The 26,188-nt window shown below is 71.0% G+C and carries 22 protein-coding genes, 4 tRNA genes and 1 pseudogene; 16 read left to right on the top strand and 11 right to left on the bottom strand.

The genetic code is table 11. From position 1 onward, the window contains the following. Window positions 1-915: 915 nt before the first annotated feature. From D474_RS0118625 to D474_RS0118600, 6 genes are all read right to left on the bottom strand, one after another. The gene (locus D474_RS0118625) at window positions 916-1,800 is read right to left on the bottom strand and encodes an alpha/beta fold hydrolase (RefSeq protein ID WP_017615032.1); all 885 of its coding nucleotides are present in this window, start codon (window positions 1,798-1,800) and stop codon (window positions 916-918) included. Window positions 1,801-1,920: 120 nt separating this feature from the next. Then, window positions 1,921-2,262 (bottom strand): DUF4873 domain-containing protein, encoded by a 342-nt coding sequence (locus D474_RS0118620; protein WP_017615031.1) that lies wholly within the window; start codon window positions 2,260-2,262, stop codon window positions 1,921-1,923. A 12-nt stretch (window positions 2,263-2,274) separates the two neighbouring features. Further along, window positions 2,275-3,789, bottom strand: a complete 1,515-nt coding sequence (locus tag D474_RS0118615) for a flavin-containing monooxygenase (RefSeq protein WP_017615030.1) — start codon at window positions 3,787-3,789, stop codon at window positions 2,275-2,277. A gap of 399 nt (window positions 3,790-4,188) precedes the next feature. Further along, entirely contained in the window at window positions 4,189-5,100 is a 912-nt protein-coding gene (locus tag D474_RS0118610) for an AurF N-oxygenase family protein (protein ID WP_017615029.1), read from the bottom strand. A 12-nt stretch (window positions 5,101-5,112) separates the two neighbouring features. Then, window positions 5,113-5,967 carry an SDR family NAD(P)-dependent oxidoreductase gene (locus D474_RS0118605; RefSeq protein WP_017615028.1) on the bottom strand — a complete coding sequence of 285 codons (855 nt, stop codon included), beginning with the start codon at window positions 5,965-5,967 and terminating at the stop codon, window positions 5,113-5,115. 165 nt (window positions 5,968-6,132) lie between these two features. Then, a complete protein-coding gene (locus tag D474_RS0118600; protein ID WP_017615027.1) occupies window positions 6,133-7,062 on the bottom strand; it encodes an AurF N-oxygenase family protein in 930 nt (309 codons plus the stop codon). 172 nt (window positions 7,063-7,234) lie between these two features. Here D474_RS0118600 and D474_RS0118595 point away from each other — a divergent pair, with 172 nt between their 5' ends. Further along, complete coding sequence (locus D474_RS0118595; RefSeq protein WP_017615026.1) at window positions 7,235-8,017, top strand: MerR family transcriptional regulator; 783 nt, start codon at window positions 7,235-7,237, stop codon at window positions 8,015-8,017. Window positions 8,018-8,119: 102 nt separating this feature from the next. Here D474_RS0118595 and D474_RS0118590 read toward each other — a convergent pair whose 3' ends face one another. Next, window positions 8,120-10,078, bottom strand: a complete 1,959-nt coding sequence (locus tag D474_RS0118590; protein ID WP_017615025.1) for a GMC oxidoreductase — start codon at window positions 10,076-10,078, stop codon at window positions 8,120-8,122. 221 nt (window positions 10,079-10,299) lie between these two features. On the opposite strand from D474_RS0118590, the gene D474_RS0118585 reads away from it, so the two are divergent. The 3 genes from D474_RS0118585 to D474_RS32790 are packed head-to-tail and all read left to right on the top strand — an operon-like array spanning window position 10,300 to window position 12,423. Further along, window positions 10,300-10,947 (top strand): DUF6230 family protein, encoded by a 648-nt coding sequence (locus D474_RS0118585; RefSeq protein WP_026118612.1) that lies wholly within the window; start codon window positions 10,300-10,302, stop codon window positions 10,945-10,947. A gap of 4 nt (window positions 10,948-10,951) precedes the next feature. Beyond that, a complete protein-coding gene (locus tag D474_RS32795; protein ID WP_239647112.1) occupies window positions 10,952-11,560 on the top strand; it encodes a DUF6114 domain-containing protein in 609 nt (202 codons plus the stop codon). Further along, window positions 11,557-12,423 (top strand): hypothetical protein, encoded by an 867-nt coding sequence (locus D474_RS32790; RefSeq protein WP_017615022.1) that lies wholly within the window; start codon window positions 11,557-11,559, stop codon window positions 12,421-12,423. Before D474_RS32795 ends, D474_RS32790 begins: the two co-directional genes overlap by 4 nt. A gap of 87 nt (window positions 12,424-12,510) precedes the next feature. Here the strand turns inward: D474_RS32790 and D474_RS0118570 are convergent, their stop codons facing one another. After that, window positions 12,511-14,271, bottom strand: a complete 1,761-nt coding sequence (locus D474_RS0118570; RefSeq protein WP_017615021.1) for a UvrD-helicase domain-containing protein — start codon at window positions 14,269-14,271, stop codon at window positions 12,511-12,513. A gap of 801 nt (window positions 14,272-15,072) precedes the next feature. On the opposite strand from D474_RS0118570, the gene D474_RS0118565 reads away from it, so the two are divergent. The 3 genes from D474_RS0118565 to D474_RS0118555 all read left to right on the top strand — a co-directional run bounded on the left by D474_RS0118565 (window position 15,073) and on the right by D474_RS0118555 (window position 17,886). Then, window positions 15,073-15,678, top strand: coding sequence for a DUF1707 SHOCT-like domain-containing protein (locus D474_RS0118565; protein WP_193374026.1), 606 nt, complete (start codon window positions 15,073-15,075; stop codon window positions 15,676-15,678). 55 nt (window positions 15,679-15,733) lie between these two features. Beyond that, window positions 15,734-16,333, top strand: a complete 600-nt coding sequence (locus D474_RS0118560) for a SanA/YdcF family protein (RefSeq protein WP_017615019.1) — start codon at window positions 15,734-15,736, stop codon at window positions 16,331-16,333. 101 nt (window positions 16,334-16,434) lie between these two features. Beyond that, window positions 16,435-17,886: a hypothetical protein gene (locus D474_RS0118555; RefSeq protein ID WP_017615018.1), complete on the top strand. Its 1,452-nt coding sequence runs from the start codon at window positions 16,435-16,437 to the stop codon at window positions 17,884-17,886. Window positions 17,887-17,945: 59 nt separating this feature from the next. On the opposite strand, the gene D474_RS0118550 is transcribed toward D474_RS0118555, so the two are convergent. Then, window positions 17,946-18,641, bottom strand: a complete 696-nt coding sequence (locus D474_RS0118550; protein ID WP_017615017.1) for an ElyC/SanA/YdcF family protein — start codon at window positions 18,639-18,641, stop codon at window positions 17,946-17,948. Between the two features lie 93 nt (window positions 18,642-18,734). Here D474_RS0118550 and D474_RS0118545 point away from each other — a divergent pair, with 93 nt between their 5' ends. Beyond that, window positions 18,735-20,351: a DUF885 family protein gene (locus D474_RS0118545; RefSeq protein ID WP_017615016.1), complete on the top strand. Its 1,617-nt coding sequence runs from the start codon at window positions 18,735-18,737 to the stop codon at window positions 20,349-20,351. A 57-nt stretch (window positions 20,352-20,408) separates the two neighbouring features. Here the strand turns inward: D474_RS0118545 and D474_RS0118540 are convergent, their stop codons facing one another. Further along, window positions 20,409-21,380: an N-acetylmuramic acid 6-phosphate etherase gene (locus D474_RS0118540; RefSeq protein ID WP_017615015.1), complete on the bottom strand. Its 972-nt coding sequence runs from the start codon at window positions 21,378-21,380 to the stop codon at window positions 20,409-20,411. Between the two features lie 36 nt (window positions 21,381-21,416). Continuing rightward, window positions 21,417-22,361 (bottom strand): MurR/RpiR family transcriptional regulator, encoded by a 945-nt coding sequence (locus D474_RS0118535; RefSeq protein WP_017615014.1) that lies wholly within the window; start codon window positions 22,359-22,361, stop codon window positions 21,417-21,419. Between the two features lie 378 nt (window positions 22,362-22,739). Between D474_RS0118535 and D474_RS33510 the strand changes: the two genes are divergently transcribed. The 8 genes and pseudogenes from D474_RS33510 to D474_RS0118505 all read left to right on the top strand — a co-directional run bounded on the left by D474_RS33510 (window position 22,740) and on the right by D474_RS0118505 (window position 25,677). Beyond that, window positions 22,740-23,183 (top strand): AfsR/SARP family transcriptional regulator, encoded by a 444-nt coding sequence (locus D474_RS33510; protein WP_449289360.1) that lies wholly within the window; start codon window positions 22,740-22,742, stop codon window positions 23,181-23,183. Next, window positions 23,174-23,251, top strand: a pseudogene (locus D474_RS33930) (BTAD domain-containing putative transcriptional regulator); the annotation flags it as partial. The gene D474_RS33510 and the pseudogene D474_RS33930, both read left to right, overlap by 10 nt. A gap of 372 nt (window positions 23,252-23,623) precedes the next feature. After that, on the top strand, window positions 23,624-24,466 hold the full coding sequence (locus D474_RS33505) for a hypothetical protein (protein WP_017615012.1): 843 nt from the start codon (window positions 23,624-23,626) through the stop codon (window positions 24,464-24,466). A gap of 148 nt (window positions 24,467-24,614) precedes the next feature. Beyond that, a complete protein-coding gene (locus tag D474_RS0118525) occupies window positions 24,615-24,800 on the top strand; it encodes a hypothetical protein (protein ID WP_017615011.1) in 186 nt (61 codons plus the stop codon). Window positions 24,801-24,929: 129 nt separating this feature from the next. Beyond that, a tRNA-Lys gene (locus tag D474_RS0118520) sits at window positions 24,930-25,002 on the top strand. 151 nt (window positions 25,003-25,153) lie between these two features. Continuing rightward, a tRNA-Lys gene (locus D474_RS0118515) sits at window positions 25,154-25,226 on the top strand. A 151-nt stretch (window positions 25,227-25,377) separates the two neighbouring features. Next, a tRNA-Lys gene (locus D474_RS0118510) sits at window positions 25,378-25,450 on the top strand. Window positions 25,451-25,601: 151 nt separating this feature from the next. Continuing rightward, a tRNA-Lys gene (locus D474_RS0118505) sits at window positions 25,602-25,677 on the top strand. Window positions 25,678-26,188: the final 511 nt, after the last annotated feature.

The following is a 26,188-nucleotide window of genomic DNA, read 5'->3' as shown; positions in this document are numbered from 1 at the left end:
AACAACGCCGCAGAACCGGACACCCGTCACTCCGGCCCCACAAGCAAACGGCCCCATGAGCACCCCCTCGTGAGCCACCAAGAGCCCGGGGCCCGGAGGACACCCACACACTCGCCACCCCTGACACTCAACGCTCAGCCGGGAGTGCGCGGGGCCCGGAGGACCCCCCGCACGCCTGCCATCCCTGGCCTCAATGCCCTGCTGGGAGTGCGCGGGGCGTGCCGTTGCCTCCGCAGGAGCGAGCCGCCACCCGCACGCCGCAAGCGTTGGTCGCAATGGGGCACCCCAGGGGGATGGCAGTGGACCCCCGTTCCTTTGGGCTGCCAGAGGGCCTCGGGGGTGGAAGGGGGTTCGTCGATGCGGGTCGGGTCAGCCCGGCCAACAGGGCCGGAACGCACACCCCGACGCGCCAGGGACCGACCCACCACCACACCCGCACCCTCCCGCCAAGAGAACGAGACCGGCGGTGGCGCCGACGCGGGTTGCGAAACGGCCCGGCCGGGCTACGATCCCGACCCCCGACGAACCACCACCCCCGAGGCAACACCACCCAACACCCCACTCCCACACCCCAGCCGCATACCCGAGCCACCTACACCACACCAGCACCCCGATCCGGGGGCTCGCCGCGCCAGGGCCCAGGGACGGACACGTCGAAGAGCCGTCCTGCAACGGGGTGTTGGCGGACGACGTCGAGGACGACGGCGAGCACGGGGCGGACGGGCTCGGCGATGGTCCACCGGCCGGGACGGGGGCTGCACAGTGGCGCGGGCGGCCTCATTCGGACCGGAAGCGGGGCCGGTCGGGCCCGGAGGCGGAAGCTACGGAAACCGACCGGCCTCCGCCTGCTCCACAGCGGCCTCCGTCACGTGGGACACCCGACAACGCGCGCCCGACCGGTTCGCACCGGACCTGTCAGGTGGTGACGTGCTCGTTGGCGAGCTTGCCCACTTGCTCGGCCAGGAACTCCGGCATCTCAAGCGGCCCCATGTGGCCCACGCCCTGGATCTCCATGGGAAGGTCCGCGCCCGGGATCACCGACGCCATGTGGTGCGCGTGCCACGGCGGGGTCATCTTGTCGGCGGTCCCCGCCACGACAGCGGTCGGCACGGTGATCCGGGACGCGCTGTGGTCCACGTCCAGCTGGTTCATCACCGCGCCCCAGCGGCCGCGCACGATCCCGTTGCACTCGTGCACCATGCGCACGCACAGTCGCACCATGCGCGGGTCCGAGTCCTTGCCCATGGTGATGAACTTCAGTGCGGCGGTCGTGGCGGCGTTGCGCGGGCCCAGCGGCGGCGGGGCCTGCAGGAAGGTTTTGGCCGCCACGGTCCCGAGCGGTCCGGGCAGCGGGAAGACGGTGGAACGCTGCGGAAGCTCGACCGCGCCGGTGTTGGTCAGCAGCACCCCGCCGACCTTGTCGCGGAAGGTCTCCCGTGCACCGGACGCCATGATCGTCATCCCGCCCATGCTGTGCCCGGCCACGACGGCCCGCCGCCCCTCGGGCACGGTCGCCTCCAGCACGGCGCACAGGTCGTCGGCGAGCTTGTGCGGTCCGTATCCGGCCTTGGTCAGCGGGGCCTGGGAACGCCCGTGCCCGCGCTGGTCGTACAGCACCACGCGCAGGTTCGGGTCGAGTTCGCGTACGACGGGGCCCCAGGAGGCCAGGGACGTCGACCAGCAGTGGGAGAAGACCACGGTCGGCCCGTCCTCGGGGCCGCGCACCTCCACGTGCAGGAGGGTGCCGTCGTCGGAACGGACTTCGAGTTCGCGGGCAGCGCCCACGTGTCGGGTTGCCATCGGGGGTACCTCTCGCTCGGGGGTCAAGAGAAGGGATCCCCCGGGCCGACGCGTGGCCCGGGGGACGTTGACGGGGGCTGCTCGGTTCATGGGGCACGGGGGACGTGCCCGGGAACCTGCTCAGTCGTCGATCTCGATCTTCGGGACCGCGAAGGGCGGCGTTCCGGCCCCGCTCACGGGGTGCCCGCCCCACAGGTTGGGCTCGTCGAGGGTTCCGGAACCCTCGTGCCCGTCGGGGGTGCGGACCAGGACCTTGCGCGCCCCCTTCTTGTACGCGGCGGTCAGCTCGTCACTGGCCGCCAGCCGCCCCTTCCAGCGGTAGTCGCCGGTCAGGGGGGAGAAGTGGCCGGCGAGGTGGGCGCGTACGTCGACGGCCCCCACCTCCTTGCCCTCCTCGTTCTGCGGCAGGACGATCGTCACGACGCCCTGGTATTCCTCTTCCTCGTCGTCGAACCCGCTCATCGTTGTCCTTTCTCAGGCCGCGACGCGTGCGCGACGGGTCCGCGAGCGGTCCACCCGCAGGTCGTAGTTGTGGGGGTCGAACCACCGCGTGCGCAGCGCGAAGTTCCAGGTGAATGTGGGCCAAAGGGTGGTGTTGCGGCCCTGGTCGTTCAGGTACCAGCTGTCGCAGCCGCCGGAGACCCAGACCGTGCCCTCCATGGACTTGGCGACCATGTCGTTGTAGCGGCGCTGGGCCTCGGGGTGCACGTCCATGCGGTCGAGGCCGTTGCGGCACAGGTACTTCAGCGCTTGCATCGTGTACCGGATCTGCGCCTCGATCATGAACACCTGTGAGGTGTGGCCCAGGCCGGTGTTGGGGCCGGCGAGTACGAAGGCGTTGGGGAACCCGGCCACGGTGGTGCCGCGGAAGGCCTGCACCTCGGTGCCCCAGTGGTCGGACAGCGAGCGCCCGTCCTCGTTGAAGACCCGCTGGGCGATGGGCGGGTCGGAGACGTGGAACCCGGTACCGAGGATGATCGTGTCGACCTCGTGCTCGGTCTCCGTCCCGTCGGCGTCCCGGGTGACCACGGAGTTCGCGCGGACCTCGACGATGCCGTCGGTGACCACGTCCACGTTGGGCTGCGCCAACGTGGGGTAGTAGTCGTTGGACATCAGGATGCGCTTGCAGCCGGCGCGGAAGTTCGGGGTGAGCTTGGCGCGCAGCGCGGGGTCGTCCACGCTCCGGTTGATGTTGGAACGCCCGAGGGCCTCCACCACCTTGAGGAGCTTGGGGTTCTTCGCGAACCCGAAGATGTAGTTCTCCCGGCCCCAGTAGATGCTCTTGCGCGCGACCTGCTGTGCGCCGGGGATGTTCTGGTAGAGCCAGCGCTCCAGCTTGGTGATGTCGCGGTCGTGGCGGTACATCACCCAGGGGGCCGTGCGCTGGAAGAGCGTGAGCCGCTCGGCCTTCGGCTGGATCTCGGGCACGAACTGGATCGCGGAGGCCCCGGTGCCGATCACGGCGATCTTCCGGCCCTCGAGGTCGTGCTCGTGGTCCCACTGCGCGGAGTGGAACATGGTCCCTTCGAAGGTGTCGATTCCCTTGATGTCGGGGATCGACGGGTCGGCCAGCGGGCCGGCGCCGGTGACCAGGAACTGCGCGGTGAGCGTGCCGTGGTTGGTCTCGAGGCGCCAGCGGTTGTGCTCCGGTTCCCAGTGGGCCGAGGTCACGTCGTGGTCGTAGAGCACGTGCCCGGGAATCTCGTACTCGCCGGCCACCCGCTTCATGTAGTCCCAGATCTCGGGCTGGGGGGAGAAGGTGCGGCTCCAGGTCGGGTTGAGCGCGAACGACCACGAGTACAGGTGTGAGGGCACGTCGCAGGCGGCCCCTGGGTAGTCGTTGTCGCGCCAGGTGCCGCCGAGGTCGTGCGCGCGTTCCAGGATGACGAAGTCGTCGAGGCCGGCCTGTTTGAGCCGGACCGCCATCCCGATCCCGGCGAACCCGGAGCCGATCACGGCCACCCGGTGGTGAGGGGGTGCTTCGGTCACGTTCAGGTCCCTTCGTGCGAACCGGCCCGGTGCTGCGTCGGGTCGGGCGAGTGTGACCCCCCGGGGGCGTGGCGCGTTCCGCCCCCGGAGGGAGAGGTTCCCCGGCAGCGGCGTGGCGCGTTCCGCCGCTGCCGGGGCGAATGCCCCCGGGAACGTGGCGCGAGCGTCCCCGGGGAGGGGGTCCACCGCCGGAAGGCGTGGCGCGTTTCGCCTTCCGGCGGTGGAGTCTCGGGGAAGTCGGTCCTGCTCGGCGAACACCGTTTTGCTGCTGCGCGATGCCCCAGCGGCACTGGCGCGGCGTTCTCGTCGGTCGACGGAAGATCCGGGCCGACTCCTTCGGCCTTGCGACAGCACCACCGGATACGCCGCTCGCAACGGAAGGCGTCCGCTGAACAGGCCCTAGCCGAGCAGGCCGGCCTTCTTCCAGAAGTACTTTCCGAGGCCGGTGATGGCCTCGCCGGTGTTGAGCGTGGCCACGACCTTGCGGGCGGCCCAGGTCTTGGTCTCGATCCAGTGCGGGTTCTTCTTGGCGACCTTGTAGGCCTCCTTGGGGTCGAGCCCGACCTGCTCGTAGACCTTGGGGTTGATCAGCCGCGTGGCGGAGTAGTAGGTGATCAGACCGAGCACGACCTTGCTGTAGGCCTTGTCGATCGGGCCGCGGTTCTGCCAGTCGCGGGCGAACTCCTCGCGGGCGTAGCGCATGTGGCGGGCTTCCTCCACCACGTGGATGCGGGCGACCGCGCGCACCAGCGGCAGGATCTGCTCGTCGGGGATGGCCTCGCGCTGGATCTGGTCGAGGACCTCCTCGACGAAGAGGGCCCCGGCGAAGATCAGCGGGCCGTGCGCGATGGTCTTGAAGAGGCGGCCGAGGTGGAAGGCGACCGGGTCGAGGCGGTGGGTGTGCCACCCGAGCTTCTCGACCATCTTCGCGAACATCACCGTGTGCCGGCACTCGTCGGCGATCTCGGTGTAGGCGTACTGGACGTGCTGCGTGGTGGGGTCGTTGTGGTAGGCGTGCCGCACCAGCATCTGCATCAGGATCGTCTCGAACCAGATGCCGATGGTCGCGATGGAGGCGACCTCGAGGCGGGACAGCTCCTTGCGCTGGGCCTCGGTGAGCTGGTCCCACAGGTGGGTGCCGTACAGCGAGACGCGCTCGGGGCGGATCCCCCACATGTCGGGGTCGACGGGGGCGTCCCAGTCGATCTCGATGAGCGGGTCGTAGGAGGCCTTGGCCGATCCGCGCAGCAGGCGCTTGGCGATGTCCTCGCGGTCGGTGATCTTGGGCTTGGCCGTGATCTCTGCGGTCATTTTCGTCCCTCCTCAGGACGCGTTCTGCTGGGCGGCGGGGGTTCCATGACGCGCGTGGAGGCCCTGCGCGATCTCTGCGTCGGCGAAAGTGCCGTCGTTGAGGAGCAGCTGCATCTGCAGGGCGACGATGTTCTCGGTGGTGGTCGGGAAGTGCCGCGTCAGGTGCAGGGCTGCGGTACCGAGGGCGGTCGAGGCCACGTCGCGAGGGGGTCGCTGGGCGCCGGCGGCGCGGACGACGGCCATGACGGTGTCGCGCTTCTGTTCGGCGGGGACGAGGCCGTCCAGGGAAGCGCCGGTGGCACGCGAGCTGTCGTGGATCGGGGTGTCGACGTATCCGGGGTAGACCGTGGTGACGCCGACGTGGGTGCCGTACTCGGCGCGGAGCATGTCGGAGTAGGCGGTGACGGCCCGCTTGGAGACGACGTAGGCGCCCGCCAGGGGGAGCTGCAGGTTGGCCAGCAGCGACGCGGTGACCACGACCCGCCCCCGGCTCTCCATCAGTGCGGGGAGCGCGGCGGCGGTCACGCGCCAGGTACCGAGGAGGTTGACCTCGAGGGCCTGGTGGGCGTGGGAGTCGGGCATGCGGCCGATGTCCACGGAGGGTCCGACCCCGGCGTAGTTGATCAGCAGGTCGAGTCGGCCGTCGAGCTGGTCGACAGCTTCGGCGACGGCGTCCCGCACCTGGGTGTCGTCCGTGATGTCGCACCCGATGACTCCGGGGCCGGGCTTGCGGTCGATGCCGACGACGTTCACACCGAGGTGCCGGAGGACGTCCACGGTGGCGCTGCCGAAGGCGCCGGAAGCACCGGTGACCAGAGCGTTGAGGCCCGGCAGGCGGCGCAGGTGGTGCGGCAAGGGGGTCGTCATGTGATCTCCTCCACAGTCATTGCCGGAACATTACAACGCTCATTGTCACGATGCAATGGGACGTCATCGGATATTTACCGACGAGTAGGTTCTGTGTGGAGTGTCCGTGGGCAACCGGAGCAGGGGCCGTCACCGGGTCTTTGCCGGTGACGGCCCAGGTCAGCGCTATCGGGCGCCTCGGCTGCGACCGCCGGTCCCCAGGAGTCCCGCACGGCGCCAGAAATATGCGCCGAGGCCCGAGATCGCCCCGGCCGTGGACAGGGTCCCCACGACCTTGGCCGCCAGGTCGGTCTTGCTCCGGACGTAGCCGGCGTTGTGCCTCGCGGCGCGGGCGGCCTCCCGCGGGTCGAGCCCGACCTCGGCGTAGACCTTGGGGTTGATCAGGCGGGTGGCGGAGAAGTAGGCGATCACGCCTAGAGCGATCCGGGAGTAGGCGCGGTCGATCGGGCCGCGGTTCTGCCAGTCGCGGGCGAACTCCTCGCGGGCGTAGCGCATGTGGCGGGCCTCCTCCACGACGTGGATGCGCGAGGTGGCCCGTACCAGGGGTTCGACGGACTCGTCCTTGACGACCTCACGCTGGAGGCGGTCGAGGATCTCCTCGACGAAGAGGGCTCCGCCGAAGATCAGGGGGCCGTGTGCGCCGATCCGGCAGAGGCGGCCGAGGTGGAACGCCAGGGGGTCGAGCTTGTGGGTGTGCCAGCCGAGTTTCTCCACTGCCCTGGCGAACATGACCGTGTGCCGGCACTCGTCGGCGATCTCGGTGTAGGCGTACTGGACGTGCTGCGTGGTGGGGTCGTTGTGGTAGGCGTGGCGCACGAGCATCTGCATGAGGATGGTCTCGAACCAGATCCCCGTGGTCATGATGCTCGCGAACTCCAAGCGGCTCAGGCGCCGCTGTTCGTCCTCCGTGAGCCGGTCCCACAGGTGGGTGCCGTGGATGGAGACGCGTTCGGGGCGCATGCCCCACTTGTCCTCGAGCGGGGCGTCCCAGTCGATCTCGATGAGCGGGTCGTAGGAGGCCTTGGCTGATCCGCGCAGCAGGCGTTTGGCGATGTCTTCGCGGTCGGTGAGCTTGACTCCCGTAGGCGTGGCCACGATTGCTCTCCTCGGGGTGGGGGCGGGCTCCCGGGTCCGGCGGGGGCGCCGGTGTGACCCGGTTCACCTTTTGTTTCTCGAACGTTACAATGGCTGTTGTATCGGTGCAATGGGGTGCGGGGGGCTGTGCATACTGGGGGGTAACGTCCGAAGAGGTCTCTAGGCTTGGGCCATGGCCGAATACCGCATTGACGAACTCGCCCGGCTCGCCGACACCACCGTGCGCAACGTCCGGGTGTACCAGGACCGTGGCCTGCTCGCCCCACCCCGGCGGGAAGGGCGTGTGGGCCTGTACTCCGAGGCCCATCTGGCACGCCTGCGCCTCATCGGCCAGCTCCTGCGCCGCGGCTACACTTTTGCCAACATCGGCGAGATGTTCCAGGTGTGGGAGCGCGGCGGCGACCTCTCCGACATCCTCGGTTTCGAGTCCGCGGTCGGCGACGCCTGGAGCGACGAGATCGCCGACTACCTCACCCTCAACGACCTCAGAGGGCTCTTCGGCAAGGGCGTGACCCCGCGGACGATAAAGCGGTCCCTGGACCTCAAGGTGATCGAACGCGACGGACTCCGGTTCCGGGTCCCCAGCCCCCGCCTGCTGTACGCCGGCAGCGAGCTCGTCAAGCACGGCATGACCGTCGACTCGGTCCTGGACATCGCCGAGAACCTGCGCGACAAGGTCGGTGACGTCGCCGAGCACATGGTCCGCCTCGTCGCCGACCACATCCTCTCCGAGCACCCCACCATCACCAACATGGAGAGCGAGGAGATCGCCGAGGCCGCCGAACTGATCCGCCACGTGCGCCCCCTCGCGCAGCAGGCCGTGGACGCCGTCCTGGCCCAAGCCATGGCCGACCACATCAACGATGTCCTGGGTGAGCACTTCGCCGACGCGATGGAGGAACTGCGCGCAGAACCGGGCGACCGGGACGGGGACAGCGCCGTGGGCGCGTCGTGAGAGCGCCCCGGAACGGCCCCCGGCCGTCGCCTCCGGCACGCGGGTGACCCGCGTGGGGCCCCGCCCGGGCGGGCGGTCCGAACGGGGCCGGCGGGTGCGGGGTCAGTCGGTGCCGGGCCCCTCCTGACCGGTGGAACCCTCGGCGGGCGACTCGTCCGGCGCGGTGTCCGGCGCGGCCCCGTTCACTGCCTGCGCACGCGCGGCCTCCAGCGGGGCGTCGGCTGTGACGGTTCCGCCGGTCTCGCCGTCCTCCTTCGGCCCGACCACCGTCAGCGGCAGGGACGTGGTGTGGCGCAGCTCGGCGAAGGCGCCCTCCGGTACGGCCGGGTCGTGCGGGTGCACCGGCTTCAGGCGCTTGTACCCCTCGCTCTGCGGCGGCCTGGTGTCCTCCTCGCCCTTGTTCGGCCACAGTGACATCGCCCGCTCGGCCTGTGCGGTGATGGTCAGCGACGGGTTCACCCCCAGGTTCGCGGTGACCGCGGAACCGTCGACCACGTGTACACCCGGGTGCCCGTACAGGCGGTGGTAGGGGTCGATGACCCCGCTGTCGGGGCTGTCACCGATCGGGCAGCCGCCCAGGAAGTGCGCCGTCATCGGGATGTTGAAGACGTCGCCGATGGTGCCGCCGGCGAACCCGTCGATGCGCTCGGCCAGCCGGGTCGCCGCCTCCTGGCCCTCGGGGATCCACGTCGGGTTGGGCTCGCCGTGGCCCTGGCGCGAGGTGAGCTTCTTGCGTCCGCCGAACAGACCGCGCTTGACCGAGGTGGTCAGCGAGTTGTCCAGCGACTGCATCACCAGGCCGATGATGATGCGTTCCGACCACCGCCGGTTGGAGAAGCTGCGCCCGAAGATGTACGGGTGCCGCACGGCCTTGGCGAGGAAGTGCAGCCAACGCGGGACCGGACCGTCGCCCGGCACCTGCATCGCGGTCAGCAACCCCATGGCGTTGGAGCCCTTGCCGTACCGCACCGGCTCGATGTGGGTGTTCTCGTTCGGGTGGATCGACGACGTGATCGCCACGCCGTGTGTGAGGTCCTCGTGCCAGGGCACGTGCCGGCTCATGGCCCCAACGAGCGCCTCGGAGTTGGTGCGGGTGAGGGTGCCCAGTTTCTCTGACAGGCGCGGCAGCAGTTTCTGGTCGCGCATGCGGTGCAGCAGCGACTGGGTGTTGTAGGTGCCCGCGGCCACCACGACCTGGCGGGCGGTGAAGGTGTGCGCGTACTTGCGGCGCCGGGGCTTGTCGGTCTCCAGGGTGTCGACGGCGTACCCGCCGCCCTGGGCCCCGGGGAGCTCGCGGATGCGTTCGACGCTCGTCAGCGGGTGGATGCGGGCCCCACCGCGCTCGGCGAACCAGAGGTAGTTCTCCGTGAGGGTGTTCTTGGCGCCGTGGCGGCAGCCGGTCATGCACTCGCCGCACTCCGTGCAGGCCCTGCGCTCGGGCCCGGCCCCGCCGAAGTAGGGGTCGCCCACGGATTCGCCGGGGGAGGCGCTGTTGCCCTCGCCGTCCTGGCCGTCACCGAAGCACACACCCACGGGGGTCAGCCGGAAGGTGTCCTCGACGCCCATCTCACCGGCCACCGCGCGCAGGTGCTTGTCGGACGGGGTGATGGTGGGGTTGGTGCGCACACCCAGCATGCGGCGTGCCTGGTCGTAGTAGGGCGCCAGCTCGGACTTCCAGTCGGTGATGTGCTTCCACTGCGGGTCCTCGAAGAACGCGTCCATGGGGTGGTAGAGCGTGTTCGCGTAGTTGAGGGAGCCGCCGCCGACCCCGGCCCCGGCCAGGATCATCACGTCGCGCAGAAGGTGGATGCGCTGGATGCCGTACATACCGGCCTGGGGCGCCCACAGGAAGTTCTTCACGTCCCACGACGAGGACGGCAGGGACTCGGGGGTGAAACGTCGGCCGGCCTCCAGGACGCCGACGCGGTAGCCCTTCTCGGTGAGGCGCAAGGCGCTGACCGAGCCTCCGAAGCCCGAGCCCACCACGAGCACGTCGTAGTCGAAGCGGTCGTCGGCGTCTGTGTTCTGAGCGGATGGAGCGGTCTGGGGGTCTGGGGACACGAGCTGTCTCTCTCCTGGTCAGTTGCGGTCGACCCGTGATGCGCCGGACACGAGTCCGCAACATTGAAGGCGCCATCTGGAAATGTGACAATTCATATTGTAATCTCCCTCACTACCGCCGAGTAAGGTGTGTTCCACGTAACACGCGAGGCGTGCTTCGGCGCAAGTTTCGCTCCCCCTCACCGTCCGCCCCCGGGCGGTGGAACTCTGGAGGTACTCTCATGGCCAAGGCTTCCGACGAGGCATCGCAAATGTCTCAGGACGGGCCTGAGCAGGCCGACGGCAGCGGTGGCACCAGGTGGCGCCGCTTCGCCCTCGTGGCGATCCCCGGTTTCGTGGCCGCCGCCGTGCTCGGCGGCATGACCACCCAGGGCCTGCTCGCCGCCTCGTTCGCCGTCTCCGGCGACAGCTTCAAGATGTCCGCGGACCAGCTCCGCGGTGAAGGTTTCGCCCAGTACGGTGACGTGGCCGAATCGGTCGACGGCGAGTCCCGCCCGGTCGGCCTCTCTTACACCGAGAGCGCCGAGCTCGACAACCTGTGCATGTCCTCGCTGTGGGAGCTGCCCATCGGCGAGGCGACGCTGGTCATCACGGCAGGTGAGAACAACCCCGTCGAGGGCTCCTCGATGGTGATCGACATCGAACAACTCCAGGGCAACGCCGAGTTCAGCCAGATGGAGATCGGCCGCGACGCCAGCACCCTCGACAAGGTCGACGGCGCCCAGGGGCCGGCCGGTGGTTTCGGCATGCAGTCAGACACCATCACCGTCGACGAGATGGAGCTCACCTCGTGGGCCGTGACCGCCGGCACCCTGCGCCTGTCCGGCCTCGGTCTCGCGGTCCAGCCCGGAAACAACGAGTGTTTCTGACGCCATGGCCGACGCAATGACCAAGCTGCGCTCAGGGCGCGCCCGGTTCCGGGACTGGCGGCGAGGCCGTCCGTTCTGGGGCGGCGCCCTGCTCGCGGCAGCCGGTATCGAGCTCCTCGTGGCCCCCGCTGCGCAGAGCCTGATCCTGCCCGTCGACCTGATCATCTACGCCGGTATTGCCGGGATCTCCGGCAACCTCATCGGCATGCTCCTGATCGGGATCGGGGTTCTGAGCTGGTTCCAGCCCGCGCAGAACTCCTTCTTCGGGATGGTCGGGATCATGCTCGCGCTGGTGTCCTTCGTGACCTCCAACTTCGGCGGGTTCGTCATCGGGATGCTGCTCGGCATCGTGGGCGGAGCCCTCGTCTTCGCCTGGGGGCCCTCGGCCCGGGAACCGCGCCCCGGGGGGCGTCGCCGGGAGCAGGGGGCCGACAGCCGTGACGAGGACCCGACCGGTGGCGACGAGACCGGCGAGGACGCCGCGTCCGACGACCAGAACCCCTCCGCCGGGGACGAAGGCCCCGGTACCCGCACCGCGGAGCCCGCATCCTCGGACGAGGGCGGGAGCTCCCCGAAGTGGACTCGCCTGACCGGAATCCGGAGGCGAAAGTGAGACGACCCCCCACGGAGAACCGGCCCCTCGCGGCCGTAGCTCTGCCCCTGGCCCTGGTAGTCACCCTGGCCTCCGCCCCGGCTCCGACCTCCATCTGGGACTGGCTCGTCCCCGACGACGAGGAGGAGCAGGGTGAGGAGGAACCGCCTTCCGAGGAGCCCACCGACGGCACCGAGGACGACGAGGAGCCCGAAGACACACCCGATCCCGACCCCGAGGACGGCGACGACGATCCCGACGAGGACGACGACGTCGAGGAGGACGAGGAAGAAGAGGACGAGGACGACGACGAGGACGACGAGGAGCCCGACGCCGCAGAGTGCGAGTACCTCGTGGGCGAGGAAGGCCTCGTCGAGGACGAGGAGGAGTTCCTCGAGGCGGTCGAAGCCTGCCAGGCCGCCGAGGAGGACGGCACCCGTCCCGAGGCCGCCGTCGACGAGGCGGACGACTGCTTCACCGGCTCGACCAGGACGTCGGGGTTGACCGCCGACCGGCTGACCATGACCGGGGCCCGTTACGAGGGCGTGGTGGAGTGTTCGACGGACGAGGGGCCCCAGCGTTACCTCCGGCTCAGCATGAGCACGGCCGACCTCGTGGAAGGCGAGCTGTGGTTCGACGACGCCGGGACCCGGATGTCACTGGACCTTCCCGAACTGTCCATGGACGGCGACGTGGTCCTGCACGTCACCGAGATGAACGTGAGGATCCTGGGCATCCCCCTGACCTTCACGCCGGACTTCCCGCCGCCCCTGCTCCTGCCCATCATGATCGTCACCGACGTCGACGTCAGCGATCCCCTCGCCGCCACCGACACCATGAGCATCCCGGGCCTCAACGCCCGGCACAACCCGGAACAACAGTGAGGGCCGCCGGTACGGCCCGAGCGCAGTGGGGAGGGGAGCCACCGCGGTGGCTCCCCTCCCCGTGCCATGGCCGGGGGAGGAGCGGAGTCAGACCGCCTGGGGCTGTACCAACCGGCTCGCGGGCCCCACGTGTGAGACGTAGAGGGCGTCGCGCGCCCGCGTACAGGCCACGAACAGCAGCATGCGCTCGCGCTGGACCGCCTGTTCCATCGCCACCTGGTCACCCTCGGCCGCCTCGATCGCGGCCTCGGGCGGCAGCAGGTGGTCGCTCACACCGACCAGTGCCACGCACCGGAACTCCTGCCCCTTGAGCCGGTGCATCGTGCCGACCCGCACCGCGTCGGCACGGCCCGAGGTCTCCGTCGGCACGGTCGGGACCCCGCGCGCCTCCAGTTCCTTGGCGACCTTGCGGACCACCCACTGGTTGCGGCCGGCGACCGCGATGCCCTCCGGCCCGACCCCGGCCTCCAGCCACACACGCACCCAGTCGCCCAGCGCGCGCATCTCCTCGGCCGGGTCGGAACAACCGCGCACGACGGGCGCCGGGCCGCGCAGCAGCGAATGGTAACCGGCCAGGGTGTCGGCGTCGTCGTCCATACCCAGTGCGGGGCGGTGGCCGAGCAGGGGCCTGGCCCAGTCGAGGATCTCCTGCGTCACCCGGTAACTGATACGCAGCCGGTGCCCGCGGCCGCGCACGTTGATGCCGAGCGAGGCGAGCGAGACCCTGTTGTCGGACACCCGCTGGTGCGGGTCACCGACCACGAACAGATCGTCCGGGCCCTCCGGAACGGCCGCGCGCAGCATCCGCCACTGGGCCGGGTGGAGGTCCTGGGCCTCGTCGACCACCACGTGCCGGAACAGCGGCGCCTTCTGCTCCAGGAGCCGGGCGGCCTCGGCGGCCAGCTGAGGGTGGGTCCACACCCCCTCCACGCGCATCGCGCCGACGAAGCGGCGCACCGTCTCCCACACCTGCCGCCGGTACTCGGGGGCCAGATGGTGCACACGGCCGCTGCGCTCGCACCGGATGTAGTCGGGAAGTGTCTCCAGTCCCTGGGCGAGCAGGACCTGTTCCCACTCGTCCACCAGGAAGCGCCCCGAGTACGGCAGCCCGTCGGACACCGCCACCGCCCGCCAGCGCCGGGCGAGTTCGTCGCGGTCGATCACCTGCGGAGCGGTGCGTGTGTGCGAACTGACCACGGAGTGCGCCACCGCGCCGATGGTGGACACTCGCACCCGTGCACGCACGGCCGGGTCGGGCAGGAGCTGGTCGAGCCGCTCGGACAGGGTCTGGGCCGGCGCCCGGTCGTAGGTCGTGAGCAGAACCGATTCCCGGACCTGCTCGGGGTGGGCGGCTGCGTCGCGCATGGCCAGGTGGGCCGCGCGGTGCAGGGCGATGACGGTCTTGCCGGTCCCGGGTCCGCCCGTGACCTGAGTGGAACCGCTGTAGTGGGCCTCGGTGACCCGGTGCTGGTCGGGGTGGAGCGTGACCTGCCACTGGTCGAAGGGTGCCGACAGCGCGCCGGACAGCTCGGGAGGTCCGGAGGGGGTGGGGTCGGCGGGGCCGAGGGGTTCGGGGAGTACATCGCGGGCGAACTCCAGCGCCTGGGCGCGCGGGCGCACGGTGAGCAGTCGGTAGTGGTCGTCCTGGTCGGGCACCACGACGCCGGACCAGTCGGGGGTGACGCCGACGATCCGCACACCGGGGTCGGCGGCGCCCGGGACCGGTTCCATGTCGGGGGCATGACCGGAACTGTAGGCGCGCATCACGGACAGGGTGCCGAGCTGGACCTCGGGGGTCAGGTGGTTGAAGTCGTTGAGGAACGCCGGGGCGATCACGAGGGCGGACACGTGTGGTTTCCTCCGGTCGTCGACCTGGGAGCAGGGTGTGTGACCCCGCGTCTTCACTGGTCGTCGTTCTCGCGGCCGAATTCCGGCAAACGCTTCGGGAAGGGCCTTCGGGGGTCTTTCCGGGAAGGCTCGGATCGAGTGTGTCCATGCAGCTCAACTGGGATCTTTCGTATCTGAGTTCGAGATCCTCCGGAGGTTCGTTCGCGTGTGGTGCACGACCTGCGGTTCGTCCGCGAGGAGCGATGACCGAATGGGGTCTTGTGGCATGACCGGAATCAGTGGTGTCGCGCCCGGTGAAGGTGATGTGCGCGATCCGTTCGTGTGTGCGTCGAGCGCGGTCGTGCGAGGCGGGGGAGGGGCGGGGCCGTAGCGGGGGGACCGAAACACGCACGGAGGGCGGGGGCGAAGCTCTCACTCCGTGGCCAACACCGGACACGCTCTGTGCAGGTCCGGGGGAATGCGGGATCGTTGAGCGGCGGGGCCGGTGCCGAGTGCCCGGCCCTGCAGGCTCAGGGCCCTGCCGGGGTCCGTCCTACCCCGGCAGAGTCCTCAGCCGTTCCGTCACGCCGGTCGAAGCACTGTGGAGAAGCGGTACCCGCACCAAGCCCGGGTCAAAGCGCGGTCGCGGCGCAGTTTCCGCGTCCCCGGCCGGCCGCGGGGTCGGGCGTTGCCCCCGGCCGGTCCGCACCGGTTCCGGGACGAGCGTTCCGGCCCCGGACGGGGTGTCCTAGGCTTGAAGGGAACGCACGAGGGCATTCGAGAGGACAGTCGAGGACAGTGGCACCCCAGGACAACAGCCGCATGCGTGTCTCCGACGCCGACCGCGACCAGGTCGCCGCCGTCCTCCGTGAGGCCGCCGCTGAGGGCCGCATCACCCTCGGCGAACTCGACGACCGCCTTGAGCGCACCTACGCCTCCCAGGTCTACGCCGACCTCGACCCGCTCGTCGCCGACCTGCCGCACACCGTTAGCGGTTCCCACGGCGCCGCCCCCGCCCCGAACCCGGCCCCCGCAGGCCCCGCCGCCGCTGGGAACGGCGAGCCCCTGATCATCAACGCCAAGGGCGACTCCATCGTGCGCAAGGGCGAGTGGGAGGTCCCCTCCCGCGTCGAGATCAACAACCGCTGGGGCTCCTGCCGGATCGACCTGCGTGAGGCGCGCCTGACCTCCCCGGTCACCGAGATCCGGATCGACGCCTCCGCCGGCAGCGGCGACATCATCCTGCCCGAGGGGGCCACCGCCCACGTCGACGTCGACGCAGCCTGGTTCGGCTCCCTCAAGAACCAGGTCGACACCGTCCGCAGACACGGCGTCCCGCACTTCGTCATCACCGGTGAGGCCAAGGGCGGCGAACTCCGGGTGCGGTACAAGAAGTTCTCCCGGTTCGGCGGCCTTTTCGGCGGCTGACCGCCCCACACACGGCACGCGGGCGCGTGCCCCGGAACAACGGAAAGGCGGCCCCGTGGGAGCGTGGTTCGCGGTCGGCGCGGCAGTGGTCTGCGCCCTCACGCCCCTGGCCTGGACCCGTGCGTCGGCCCTCGGCCGCACCCACGCCGTCGACGGCGTACCCGGACGCCCGACCGCCGTCGTGCTCGGAGCCGCCGCCTGGGACGACGGCCCCTCGCCGCTGCTGGCCCGGCGCCTCGACATCGCCCTCGCGCTGTACCGGGCCGGACGGGTGGGGCGCATCGTCGTCTCCGGCGACAACCGGGAGACCTCGCGCCGGGAGACCGACACCATGACCGCCTACCTCGTCGAGCACGGGGTTCCGGCCGCGCAGGTCGAGGCCGACCGGTACGGCTACCGCACCTGGGACACGTGCGTGCGCGTGCGTGACCTCTTCGGGGTGCACGAGGCGGTCATGGTCACCCAGGCCTTCCACCTGCCGCGCACCATCGCCCTGGCCCGCGCCGCGGGCATCGACGCCGTCGGGGTGGGCGACCGGAGCATGGGGGCGCGCCGGCGTTCCACGGTCATCGGCCATGCGCGCGAGGCCGGGGCGTCGGTCAAGGCCCTGCGGGACGCGGTGTTGCGCCCGGAGCCCGCGCACACGGAGGTCTGAGGCGCCGGACGGGGCCCGCGACCCCGGGTCTCCTGGAACCGAGACCCGAGGCACCCCCATCCGGGTTCGCAGCCCGCCCCCGAGACGGGATAATCGGGGCCATGAACGCCACCACCGGAAACGACGCCAACGACGTCCCCAGCGGGGCACACGACGTGGACTGGGCCTCCCTGGCCCCCGAGGGCGGTGACCGCATCCCCGAGCTGCTCGACCAGCTCGCGGGCAGCGACAACGCCGTCTCCGAACTCCACGACATCATTCGCTTCCCCGCCCCCGGCCATCTGGCCGCGCCCCGCGCCGCCGACTTCCTCGTCGACATCGCCTGCGCCGAGTCCACCCCGGCCACCGACCGCTACCGTCCCCTGAGCCTGCTGCTCGAGCTGGTCAGCGCACACGCCGAGGACCGCTTCCCCGAGGCCCGCGACCTCGACCAGTGGCGGGACGAGGTCTCATGGGCCACCACCAACGACGCCGAGAAGGTCCGCGAGCAGTACCGGGAGTGGGCCGAGGAAGCACCCGACGAGCAGCACCACCGGCGCATGCGCAACCGACTCGCCGTCATGGAACAGGACCAGGGTGCGGCGCTGCTCCAGGCCGAGCTCGACACCCACCTCGCCGTGTGCGCGCGGGTGCCCGACCTCGTCGACCTGCTCAAGGGCGGCTCGAACCGCGGCGGCATGGACCGGGCGGGGGAGTGGGTCAGCTACCTGCTGGCGTTCCTGCCGTCGCAGGCCGAGCGCATCGTCTCGGAGATCACCGGCGCCTCCCACGTGCTGCTTGCCAAGGACCTGCGCCCCACCCCGCAGCAGCCCACCAGCTTCCGCGAGGCGATGAGCCAGGCCATGGACGGCGGCGAGCCCCTGCCCGCCGAGCTGTTCGCGCTCGGGCTGCTCGCCGACCCCGCCGATGTGGACACCGGTATCGGCCTCACCCACCAGATGGGCGGCGGCAACCTGTACAACTCCTTCGCGGCCTCGGTCGCGATGGTGCTCGTGCACGGCGAGAACACCCCGCGCGAGGCCCTGCGCCGCATCGGCCGCGGCGGGGGCACGAACATGGGCTACGAGGGGCTGTTCAACGAGTCGTGGCCGCACTGCGGGAACCGTTCCCCGCAGGTACTGGGCTTCCTCGCCCTGGGGCGCGCCGGTGAGCGCGCCCGCCGCCTGCGCCTGGACATCCTGCCCCAGCTCATCAAGGGCGAGGAGGAGTCCCGTGCCCTCGTCACCGGGGTGGGCCTGGAGCTCGTTCTGGGCCCACGCTCGAAGGAGCACACCGCCGAGGAGCACGCGAGCGCGGACTACGACGAGGAGACGCTCAAGGTCCTGTGGACCATCGCCGAGCTGCACGCCTCCGCCTGGGAGGACGAGGAGCTGCGGGAGACCCTGCGGTCCTGGGCGCTGCCCGACAACGCAGAGGACTACTGCGCGCTGGTGGGTGCGGAGCCCGAGCCGGAGGAGTCGGCCGAGGGGCCCGCGCCGGTCGAGCAGTCCCGCCCCATGGAGCAGGAGCGGCCCCAGGGGCTGCTCGGTCGGCTGTTCGGCGCCGGCCGCTGACGTCGCCGTACCGCGGGCGCCCCTCTCCCCTCGCGGGACGGGGCGCCCGGTGCCGGGCCTCACCGGCTCGCCAGTGCGTCGTCCACGCCCGTCTCGTAGTCGCCCAGCAGCTCCGGCTCCGGCAGCGACCAGGCCGTCACCGCGGACGACAGCGCCGCGGGGACCTCGCGCATCCATCCGTACACCGTGCCCGTGCGGCGCTCGTCCATGAGGGACTCGCCCACACCCACCGCGTCGATGCCCGCGGCCCGGCACAGCTGCACTGCCCGCGGGACGTGGAAGTCCTGCGAGACGACCGTGGCCTCCTCCACCCCGAAGACCTCGTTGGCCCGCGCGCAGGTGTCCCACGTGGAGAAGCCCGCGTGGTCGCCGACGACGTACTCCTCCGGAACACCCGCCTCCACCAGGTACGCCGCCATCGTGTCGGTCTCGTTGTAGTGGTCCTCGCCGTTGTCTCCGCTGACCAGCACCACCTCGACACTGCCCGCCTCGTAGAGCTCCACCGCCACGTCCAGGCGGTGGGAGAGCATCCTGCTGGGCTCTCCGTCCGAACGCACGCCCGCGCCCAGCACCACCGCGACGGGGCGGTCGGGGACGTCGGCCGCGGCGTGGCGGTGGTCCGACGTGGAGTTCAGCTGCCACACGAACGCCACGGTGCTCAGTACGGCGACCGCCGCGCACACGGCGACGGCGGCGCGCAGCACCAGGCGTTTGCGGGACGATCGCGAAGCGGAAGAGGGCTCTGGGTTCGTCACACCCGGGTGGACGAGCGGAACCGCGCAGAGGTTCCTGGCCGGAACCGGCAATCCTGCTGCGTCCGCGATCCCCGCACGGCTAAGGTCGCCCGCATGTCCCACGAGTCACCGAGATCCCCTCAGCCCCGGCAGATCGACGCGCTGCCGCCGCGGTTGCGCGCACTGGCCGACCTCGTCCCCGGAACCATGCGGGAGGGGGCCGGGATGCACGACTACGACGGGGTCGTCGCCGACCTCTCGCCCGACGGGGTGGAGGCCGGGATGCGGCGCCTGGACACCGAGACCGTGCGCGCGTACGGCGACGCCCACGACGAGGCGCACGCCACCGCGTTCGAGGAGGGGCTGCGGCTGAGCAACCTTCAGCTGGAGGAGTACCGCTCCAACCCGCTCCTGCACGCGTCGGAGATGGACCTGTCCGGCTACGACCGCGAGTACGCCCCGCGTGAGGTGAGGGAACAGGCCAAGCGCGAGCACCTGGGCCACTGGCCGCAGCTGGTCGAGAACGCGCTCACTTCCTTGGACCGGGTTCCGGCGCCGGTCGCGCGTTCGCTCATGGGTGCGGTCGAGGGGGTGGGCGCCGACGTGCCCGCGGGCCTGCCCGCGCAGGAGAGGGAGACCGCCCTGGCTGCCCACGCCCGCCTGGTCGCGCACGTGCGCGAGGCCGCCGAGAACGGGCCGGACGAGGCGGCTCTGGGCGCGGACAAGCTCGCCCGGCTCATGGGGGTTCCCGAGGCCGCCGACGTCGACCTGGCCGTGCTCGCCCGCCGGGCGGAAGAGGAACGCGACCGGCTCCTGGACGGTCTGGGCGAGGCCGCCGCGCGCCTGGATCCCGGACGGGACGCCATGGACCTCACCCGCGAGCTCACGGCCCGCCACCCCTCCGCCGACCGGGTTCTCGACGCTGCCCGGCAGTGGACCCGGTTGGCCCGCGACTTCACCACCGAGCTGGGGCTGGTTCCGGACGACACCGGGGAGTGCCGGGTGGAGGAGTCCCCCGAGTCGCAGCGCTGGGCCACCGCAATGATGGCCGGCGGCGGGCCCTGGGAGGGCGACACCCCTTCGTACTACTACATCACCCCGCCGCACACCTCGTGGTCGCCGAAGGAGAGCGCGGAGTGGCTGGAGATGTTCAGCCACACCACGCTGCCCGCCGTGAGCGTGCACGAGGTCGCGCCCGGCCACTTCTCGCACTGGCGGGCGATGCGCGCGTCGAAGAGCCCCGTGCGTGCCTCGCTGCACTCCATGACCTTCGCCGAGGGGTGGGCGCACTACGCGGAGGAGATGCTGCTGGAGGAGGGTTTCGGCGCCTACGCGGCCGAGCGCGTGGCCGGTGCCGGGTTCCTGGACGGGCACGACTGGACCCCGACCCACTACGAGATCGGGGTGTACGTGGAGGCGCTGATCAGGGTCACGCGGCTGTCGGTGGCGATCGCGATGCACACGGGCGGTGCGACCGTGGCCGAGGGGGCCGCGCGGTTCGAGGCGGACACCCCGCTGCGGGGGCCGGCCGCGCTCTCGGAGGCCCGCCGGGCGACCTTCGACCCCACGTACGGGCGGTACACGTGGGGCAAGCTCGAGATCCTGGCCGTGCGCGAGCGGGCGCGCCGTGTGTGGGGCAGAGGGTTCTCGCTCGCACGGTTCCACCGCGCCCTGCTCGCGCTGGGGTCCCCGCCCATCGGGCTGCTCGGGAACGCCCTCGAGCGGGGGTGACGGCCACCCCCGCTCGAGGGCCGGTGCCCGGGGCCGCACGGAGCGGCCCCGCGCCCATCAGCCGGAGGGTTCCTGGCCGGGGATCCCCAGACTCGTCAGCGCCGTACGTACCCGCCCCTGCGCGCCGTTCAGTGCCTGTGCGGCACTGTCGGCGTCCACCTCCGCCAGCAACGACACCAACGCGGTCCGGGTGTCACCCCCGGCGGCGGTCAGTGCGCGGGCGCACTCCTCCTCGCCGAGCCCCGTGGCCTGCACGAGGATCGTCACCACACGCCCGCGCAGCTTCCCGTTGGTGGCGTCCACGCCAACCATCAGGTTCGAGTAGGTGCGCCCCATCCGGACCATCACCGCGGTCGAGAAGGAGTTCAGCGCGAGCTTCTGCGCGGTCCCGGCCTTCATGCGCGTGGAACCGGCGATGACCTCGGCCCCCGTCGCCATCCCCACGTGCACGTCGGCGGCGTCGGCCAGGGGAGCGTCCGGGTTGGCGCTGATGAGTACCGTGCGGGCCGAACGCTCCCGCGCCGCCTCCAGCGCACCGCCCACGTACGGGGTCCGGCCGCTCGCGGCCAGCCCGATCACCAGAGACCCAGGGACGACCTCGGCGGCGTCCGCCCTCCCGGTCTCCCAGTCGTCCTCCACGCCCTCCACGGCGCGCTGCACGGCCTCGTTGCCGCCCGCATGGTGCGCGATCACCCACTCGGGAGGAACCCCGTAGGTGGGAGGGAGCTCCGCCGCGTCCTGGGTCGCGATCCGGCCCGAGGTCCCGGCGCCGAAGTAGTGGACGGCGGCCCCGCTCTCCAGGGCCGCCACCCCCAGCTCCACGGCTCGCGCGAGCTCCGGCAGGACCGCGCCCACCGCGCGCGGGACCGTCGTGTCCTCGGCGTTGACCTCCCGCAGGATCCCCAACGCCGGCAACAGGTCGATGTCGTAGGTGCCCGAGTTCCGTGCCTCGGTGGGGGCGCGCACGATCACGGCCTCACCCTCGGCCGTTCCGTGGTCCCCGTTCGACGGGACGTCACCGTCGTCCACAGCCCTCTCCTCTTCGGTCCGCACCCGGGCTCTCCCTCACTCTGGTGCGCCGCCGCGGCGGCGTCTGCTGTCGTCGTGCATCCGGAGTCCGCGGACCGCCTCGTAGGTCGTCTCCAGGGCGGTGCGGCTGTCTGCGTAGCGGAGCTGGGCGAGGCCGACGAACAGGCAGTNGGGGAGCCGACTGGCGGTGGCCCCCGACCGGAACGTCGTCTCGCGGGCCGCTGTGGTCAGGACGTGGTCCGCGAAACCGATGGCCGAACGCGGGAAGTTGGTGATCGCCACGGTCCTGGCGCCGCGCCGGCCCGCCTCCGACAACGCCTGCACGGTGTCCAGGGTCGCGCCGCTGTGGGAGATCCCGATCGCCACGTCCTCCCCGCCCAACAGCGCGGCGCTGGTGAGCATCACGTGCGCGTCCGACCACGAGAACGAGGCCAACCCGATCCGGTGCAGCTTCTGTTGCAGGTCGGCCCCGACGAACGCGCTCGCGCCCACGCCGTACACGTCCACGCGCCGGGCCCCGGCCATGGCGTCGATGACCGCGCGGAGCTCGTCCACGTCGAGGGCGGCACCGGTCTCCTCCACCGCCTTGGCGTCGGTGTAGGCGATCTTGTGCACGACCGAGGCGAGGGTGTCGTCGGGGTTGATGTCGCTGGAGGGCTCGGCCGTGGTGGACCGTGCTCCGCGCACCTGTCCCGCCTCGGTCCCCAGCGCCAGGCGCAGTTCCCGGTACCCGCTGAAGTCGATGGTGCGACAGAAGCGGATGACGGTTGCCTCGGAGGTGGCGCAGTCCTTGGCGAGCTGGGTGATGGAGGAGGCGGCGGCGCGTTCGGGGTCGTCGACGATGCGCTGTGCGACGCGGCGCTCGGCGGGGGCCAACGACGGCAGCAGCGAACGGATCCGCAGGACCGTCGTGGGCACCGGGGAGGCGGCCGTCTGCTCGGCCTCCTCGTGCTCGTCGGTCGGCTTCGGAGTTTGCGCCATGGAGGAAAGTTTCTTTCGGTCGTGGTGCAGAGTCAACGCAGTGAGGGGAAAAATCGGGAGAATCCAGCATTCCAAGTGCGGTCCTGTGCGGCAAGTGCCCCGGATCCGTTGCGCCGTCCCAGCTCGACGGGCACGCTTGGTCACGTACAGGCGCGACGGGCCGGCGCGAGGTGCCCGCCGGCGCTGTCGTAGGGGGGATGCGGAGTGTCGCTGGGCGGCCGGGCCGAGCCGCGGGTACGCGTGGGGCTGTTGGGCCGCCTCACCGTCGAGGCCGGGGGAGAGCCCCTGTTGCTGCGCGGGAACAAACGCCGTGCCCTGCTCACCGCACTTCTGTTGCGTGTGGGCCGTACCGTACCCGCCGATGTGCTGGCGCCCCGGATGTGGGGGCGTGGCGCAGAGGGCACCGATCGCAGGGGCGCACTCCATGTGCACGTTGCCCGGCTGCGTGCGCTCTGCACCGAGCGCCTGGGAACGCCGTTGGTGCTCGGCGACGACGGCGGGTACAGGGTCGACCTCCGGGAAGAGGAGTGCGACCTGCTGCGGTGGCGTTCGCTCGTGGGGGCGGCGCGCGATGCTCGGCACGGTGGAGATCTCGCGGGGTGTGCCGACCACTTCGCGCGTGCTCTGGAACTGTGGCGCGGTCCGGTGCTGGCCGACGTGTCCGGGCCGGTGCTGCACGAGGAGGATGTCGCGCCGCTCACCGAAGAGCTCCTGGACGCCGCGGAGGAGGGATTCGCCGCCGGCCTGGCCCACGGGGACCACGAGCGTGTCGCGGAGCGTATCCGTGACANGGGGGGGAGCCGCTGGCGCGGATGCGGATGAGGGCGCTGCAACGGAGCGGGCGCAGCGACGAGGCGCTGCGGGTGTACGAGCGGACGCGGGCGGCCCTGGCCGAGCGGCGGGGCGCGGAGCCCGGCGACGAACTGTGCTCGGTGTACCGGGCGGTGTTGTCGGACGGCGCCGGGGCCGCGGTGGACGGAACGGCTGACGGTTCCCGCGACGTGGGGATCCGTGATGACGGGGGGCGGGCCCCCGGTGTTGCGCCGGCGCATGCGCACGTGGCCCCGTACGTGACCCGCCCCGCGACGACGTCGGGCGGGGAAGGGGGCCCTGTGCACACATGCGCGGCCGGGACCGCCTGCCCGGGTACGTGTGCGTGCGCGCGTAAGCGGGCGTCCCGAAGCCCTGCTGAGCACGGGCACGGGCCGGAACCGGCGGCGCGCCGCGGGTTGGTGCGTCTCCCGGAGCCGCGGGCGTCGAAGGTGCCCGCTGAACTCCCCGCCCCGCCGGGAACGGCGGTCGGCAGGAAAGCGGCCCTGATCGAGCTCGACCGGCTCGCCGACCCCTACGGCGACCGGCCCCGCCCCGTCCTGCTCCGGGGTCCCTCGGGAACCGACGCGAGCGCGCTCGCCCTGCACTGGGCGCACTCCGTCCTCGACGCGTTCCCCGACGGGCAGCTGTACGTCGACCTGCGCGAGGCCGACGGTGCCCCGCGCCGCGCGCTCGACGTGCAGCGCAGGCTCCTGCGCGTTCTCGTGCCGGACCCGTCCGCGCATCCGCCCCGCGACACGGTGGTGGGCGCGGTCCGGCTCCGCTCGGCGCTCGCCGGACGGCGCGTCCTGGTGCTCATGGACCACGCCCGCTCCGCCGACCAGGTCCGCCCGCTCCTTCCCGGAGCAGGGTGCGCGGTGCTGGTGGTGAGTCGCATCCGGCTCACCGCCCTCCTGGCGTTCGAGGGCTTCCGCACCGTGAGTATCGGCCCGCTCGGGGACGGTGACGCCGTGCGCGTGCTCGCCGACCTCCTCGGCCGCCGGCCCGAGCCGGAGATGGAGCACCTGGTCGGCCTCTGCGACGGCCTCCCCCTCGTCCTGCGCATGGCGGCGGAGTGGTTGCGCGCCAACCCCGGGCAGACCGTCCGGGAACTCGTGCGCAGGATGGGGGATGTGGACCCGGCGCGGGCTCGCACCCCGGTGGGCCGTATGGCCGCAGTCCTGAACGCCGGGCCCGTGGCGAACCGTCGCGACCGCGGGGAAGTACCGACCGCTCTCGGCCCGCCTGAGCAGAGTGTGCGCCTTGCGTCTTACGCCCCGCTTTCACTGCGGTGACGCGGGCACCAAGGCGGGGCCTCCGGGGTCAAGCGAGAACGGGAGAAGTGAGGGAGGTGAGGGGCCGGAGGTCAATGCGGGTTGTGAAATGGGCCAGATCTTCTTCCAGGGGTGCTCAGCGCTCACACGAGTCGCTAGTGTCTGGTCCATGGCACAGAACAACGAACCCAACCCTGACCCGGCGGGCACCACGCAGCACTTCCGCCGTTTCGTCGACGAGAACCCCGAGCCGGAGGAGTCCGCCCGGCGCCCGATTCTGCCGTTGGTCCTGGCCGGGGTGGGCGTCGTGCTCGCCATCGGCATCGTCGTCGCGCTGGTCCTGGCCTTCGCCTAGGTCCGGTACGGCGGACGGGTCCCGGGGCAGAACTGCGTCGATTCGCGGCCGTCCCGAGCTCCTGCTAGAGTTGACGACGTCGCCAGGGAGGCCGCCCGGAAGGGCAGGAGCCGCCCCTGGGAGCGGCGGGCGTCATTAGCTCAGTTGGCAGAGCAGCTGACTCTTAATCAGCGGGTCCAAGGTTCGAGTCCTTGATGACGCACGAGCACGGTGGCCTCGGTCAAAACGCCGGGGTCACGCTTGTGCCACGCTCAGGATGTGTCCTACATCGCCTCTCGTGCGAATCGGAACACTCCGGAGTTCCGGTAGGCTCGAGAACGGCGGACGGGTCGGTCCCGGACGCCACACGACAAGCGCCATTAGCTCAGTTGGCAGAGCAGCTGACTCTTAATCAGCGGGTCCAAGGTTCGAGTCCTTGATGACGCACGAGCACGGTGGCCTCGGTCAAAACGCCGGGGTCACGCTTGTGCCACGCTCAGGATGTGTCCTACATCGCCTCTCGTGCGAATCGGAACACTCCGGAGTTCCGGTAGGCTCGAGAACGGCGGACGGGTCGGTCCCGGACGCCACACGACAAGCGCCATTAGCTCAGTTGGCAGAGCAGCTGACTCTTAATCAGCGGGTCCAAGGTTCGAGTCCTTGATGACGCACGAGCACGGTGGCCTCGGTCAAAACGCCGGGGTCACGCTTGTGCCACGCTCAGGATGTGTCCTACATCGCCTCTCGTGCGAATCGGAACACTCCGGAGTTCCGGTAGGCTCGAGAACGGCGGACGGGTCGGTCCCGGACGCCACACGACAAGCGCCATTAGCTCAGTTGGCAGAGCAGCTGACTCTTAATCAGCGGGTCCAAGGTTCGAGTCCTTGATGGCGCACCATACAGCGAAGGCCCCGGTCGTCGGACCGGGGCCTTCGTCGTGTCCGAGGCCCGTGCCGGTGCACCGGGTGCCGGCCCACCCCGCGGAATCCGTGTTCCCACGCAGGGGCCGGAGTGCCACCGCCGGCGTCCGCCCCTCCGGGCCCGGGCGCCCGTGAACTCGCCGTTCGGAAAACCCTTTGGCACGGATCGAATTCGGTTCGGTGTGCCCGCCGTTCCTGCGTCATTTCCCTGGGTGTTCCCGTGGCGATCGAGAGTCGCGGTTTCGCGATGGTGCGCCGTCCCCACCAGGCACGACGGGTGATGGTCCGAGTGTTCTCGGTGCAGGCGAATGTCTCACGGAACGGAATTGACAGCCGGGCCGCGATGGGAAATTCTTGCCTTCTCCCGTTCGCGCGGAAGCCCCCCACGAAACCCCCTGGAGTGCATTCATGCCCTCGGTCCCCGAGGTCCGACGCGTCGCCGCCTCCACCCCGGCTCCGGGCGCCGTGGCCGCACTGTCCGAGCCGCAC

Origin of the sequence: Nocardiopsis salina YIM 90010 (assembly GCF_000341025.1) — a bacterium.
Classification (GTDB): domain Bacteria; phylum Actinomycetota; class Actinomycetes; order Streptosporangiales; family Streptosporangiaceae; genus Nocardiopsis; species Nocardiopsis salina.
Note: the sequence above shows the minus strand (reverse complement) of the source record. Positions and strands in the feature narration are given on the sequence as shown.

Coding starts and splice junctions, on each gene's coding strand:
- D474_RS0118625 (WP_017615032.1), bottom strand. CDS start 1,800: ATGGCAACCCGACACGTGGGCGCTGCCCGCGAACTCGAAGTCCGTTCC.
- D474_RS0118620 (WP_017615031.1), bottom strand. CDS start 2,262: ATGAGCGGGTTCGACGACGAGGAAGAGGAATACCAGGGCGTCGTGACG.
- D474_RS0118610 (WP_017615029.1), bottom strand. CDS start 5,100: ATGACCGCAGAGATCACGGCCAAGCCCAAGATCACCGACCGCGAGGAC.
- D474_RS0118605 (WP_017615028.1), bottom strand. CDS start 5,967: ATGACGACCCCCTTGCCGCACCACCTGCGCCGCCTGCCGGGCCTCAAC.
- D474_RS0118595 (WP_017615026.1), top strand. CDS start 7,235: ATGGCCGAATACCGCATTGACGAACTCGCCCGGCTCGCCGACACCACC.
- D474_RS0118585 (WP_026118612.1), top strand. CDS start 10,300: ATGGCCAAGGCTTCCGACGAGGCATCGCAAATGTCTCAGGACGGGCCT.
- D474_RS32795 (WP_239647112.1), top strand. CDS start 10,952: ATGGCCGACGCAATGACCAAGCTGCGCTCAGGGCGCGCCCGGTTCCGG.
- D474_RS0118565 (WP_193374026.1), top strand. CDS start 15,073: ATGCGTGTCTCCGACGCCGACCGCGACCAGGTCGCCGCCGTCCTCCGT.
- D474_RS0118555 (WP_017615018.1), top strand. CDS start 16,435: ATGAACGCCACCACCGGAAACGACGCCAACGACGTCCCCAGCGGGGCA.
- D474_RS0118545 (WP_017615016.1), top strand. CDS start 18,735: ATGTCCCACGAGTCACCGAGATCCCCTCAGCCCCGGCAGATCGACGCG.
- D474_RS0118525 (WP_017615011.1), top strand. CDS start 24,615: ATGGCACAGAACAACGAACCCAACCCTGACCCGGCGGGCACCACGCAG.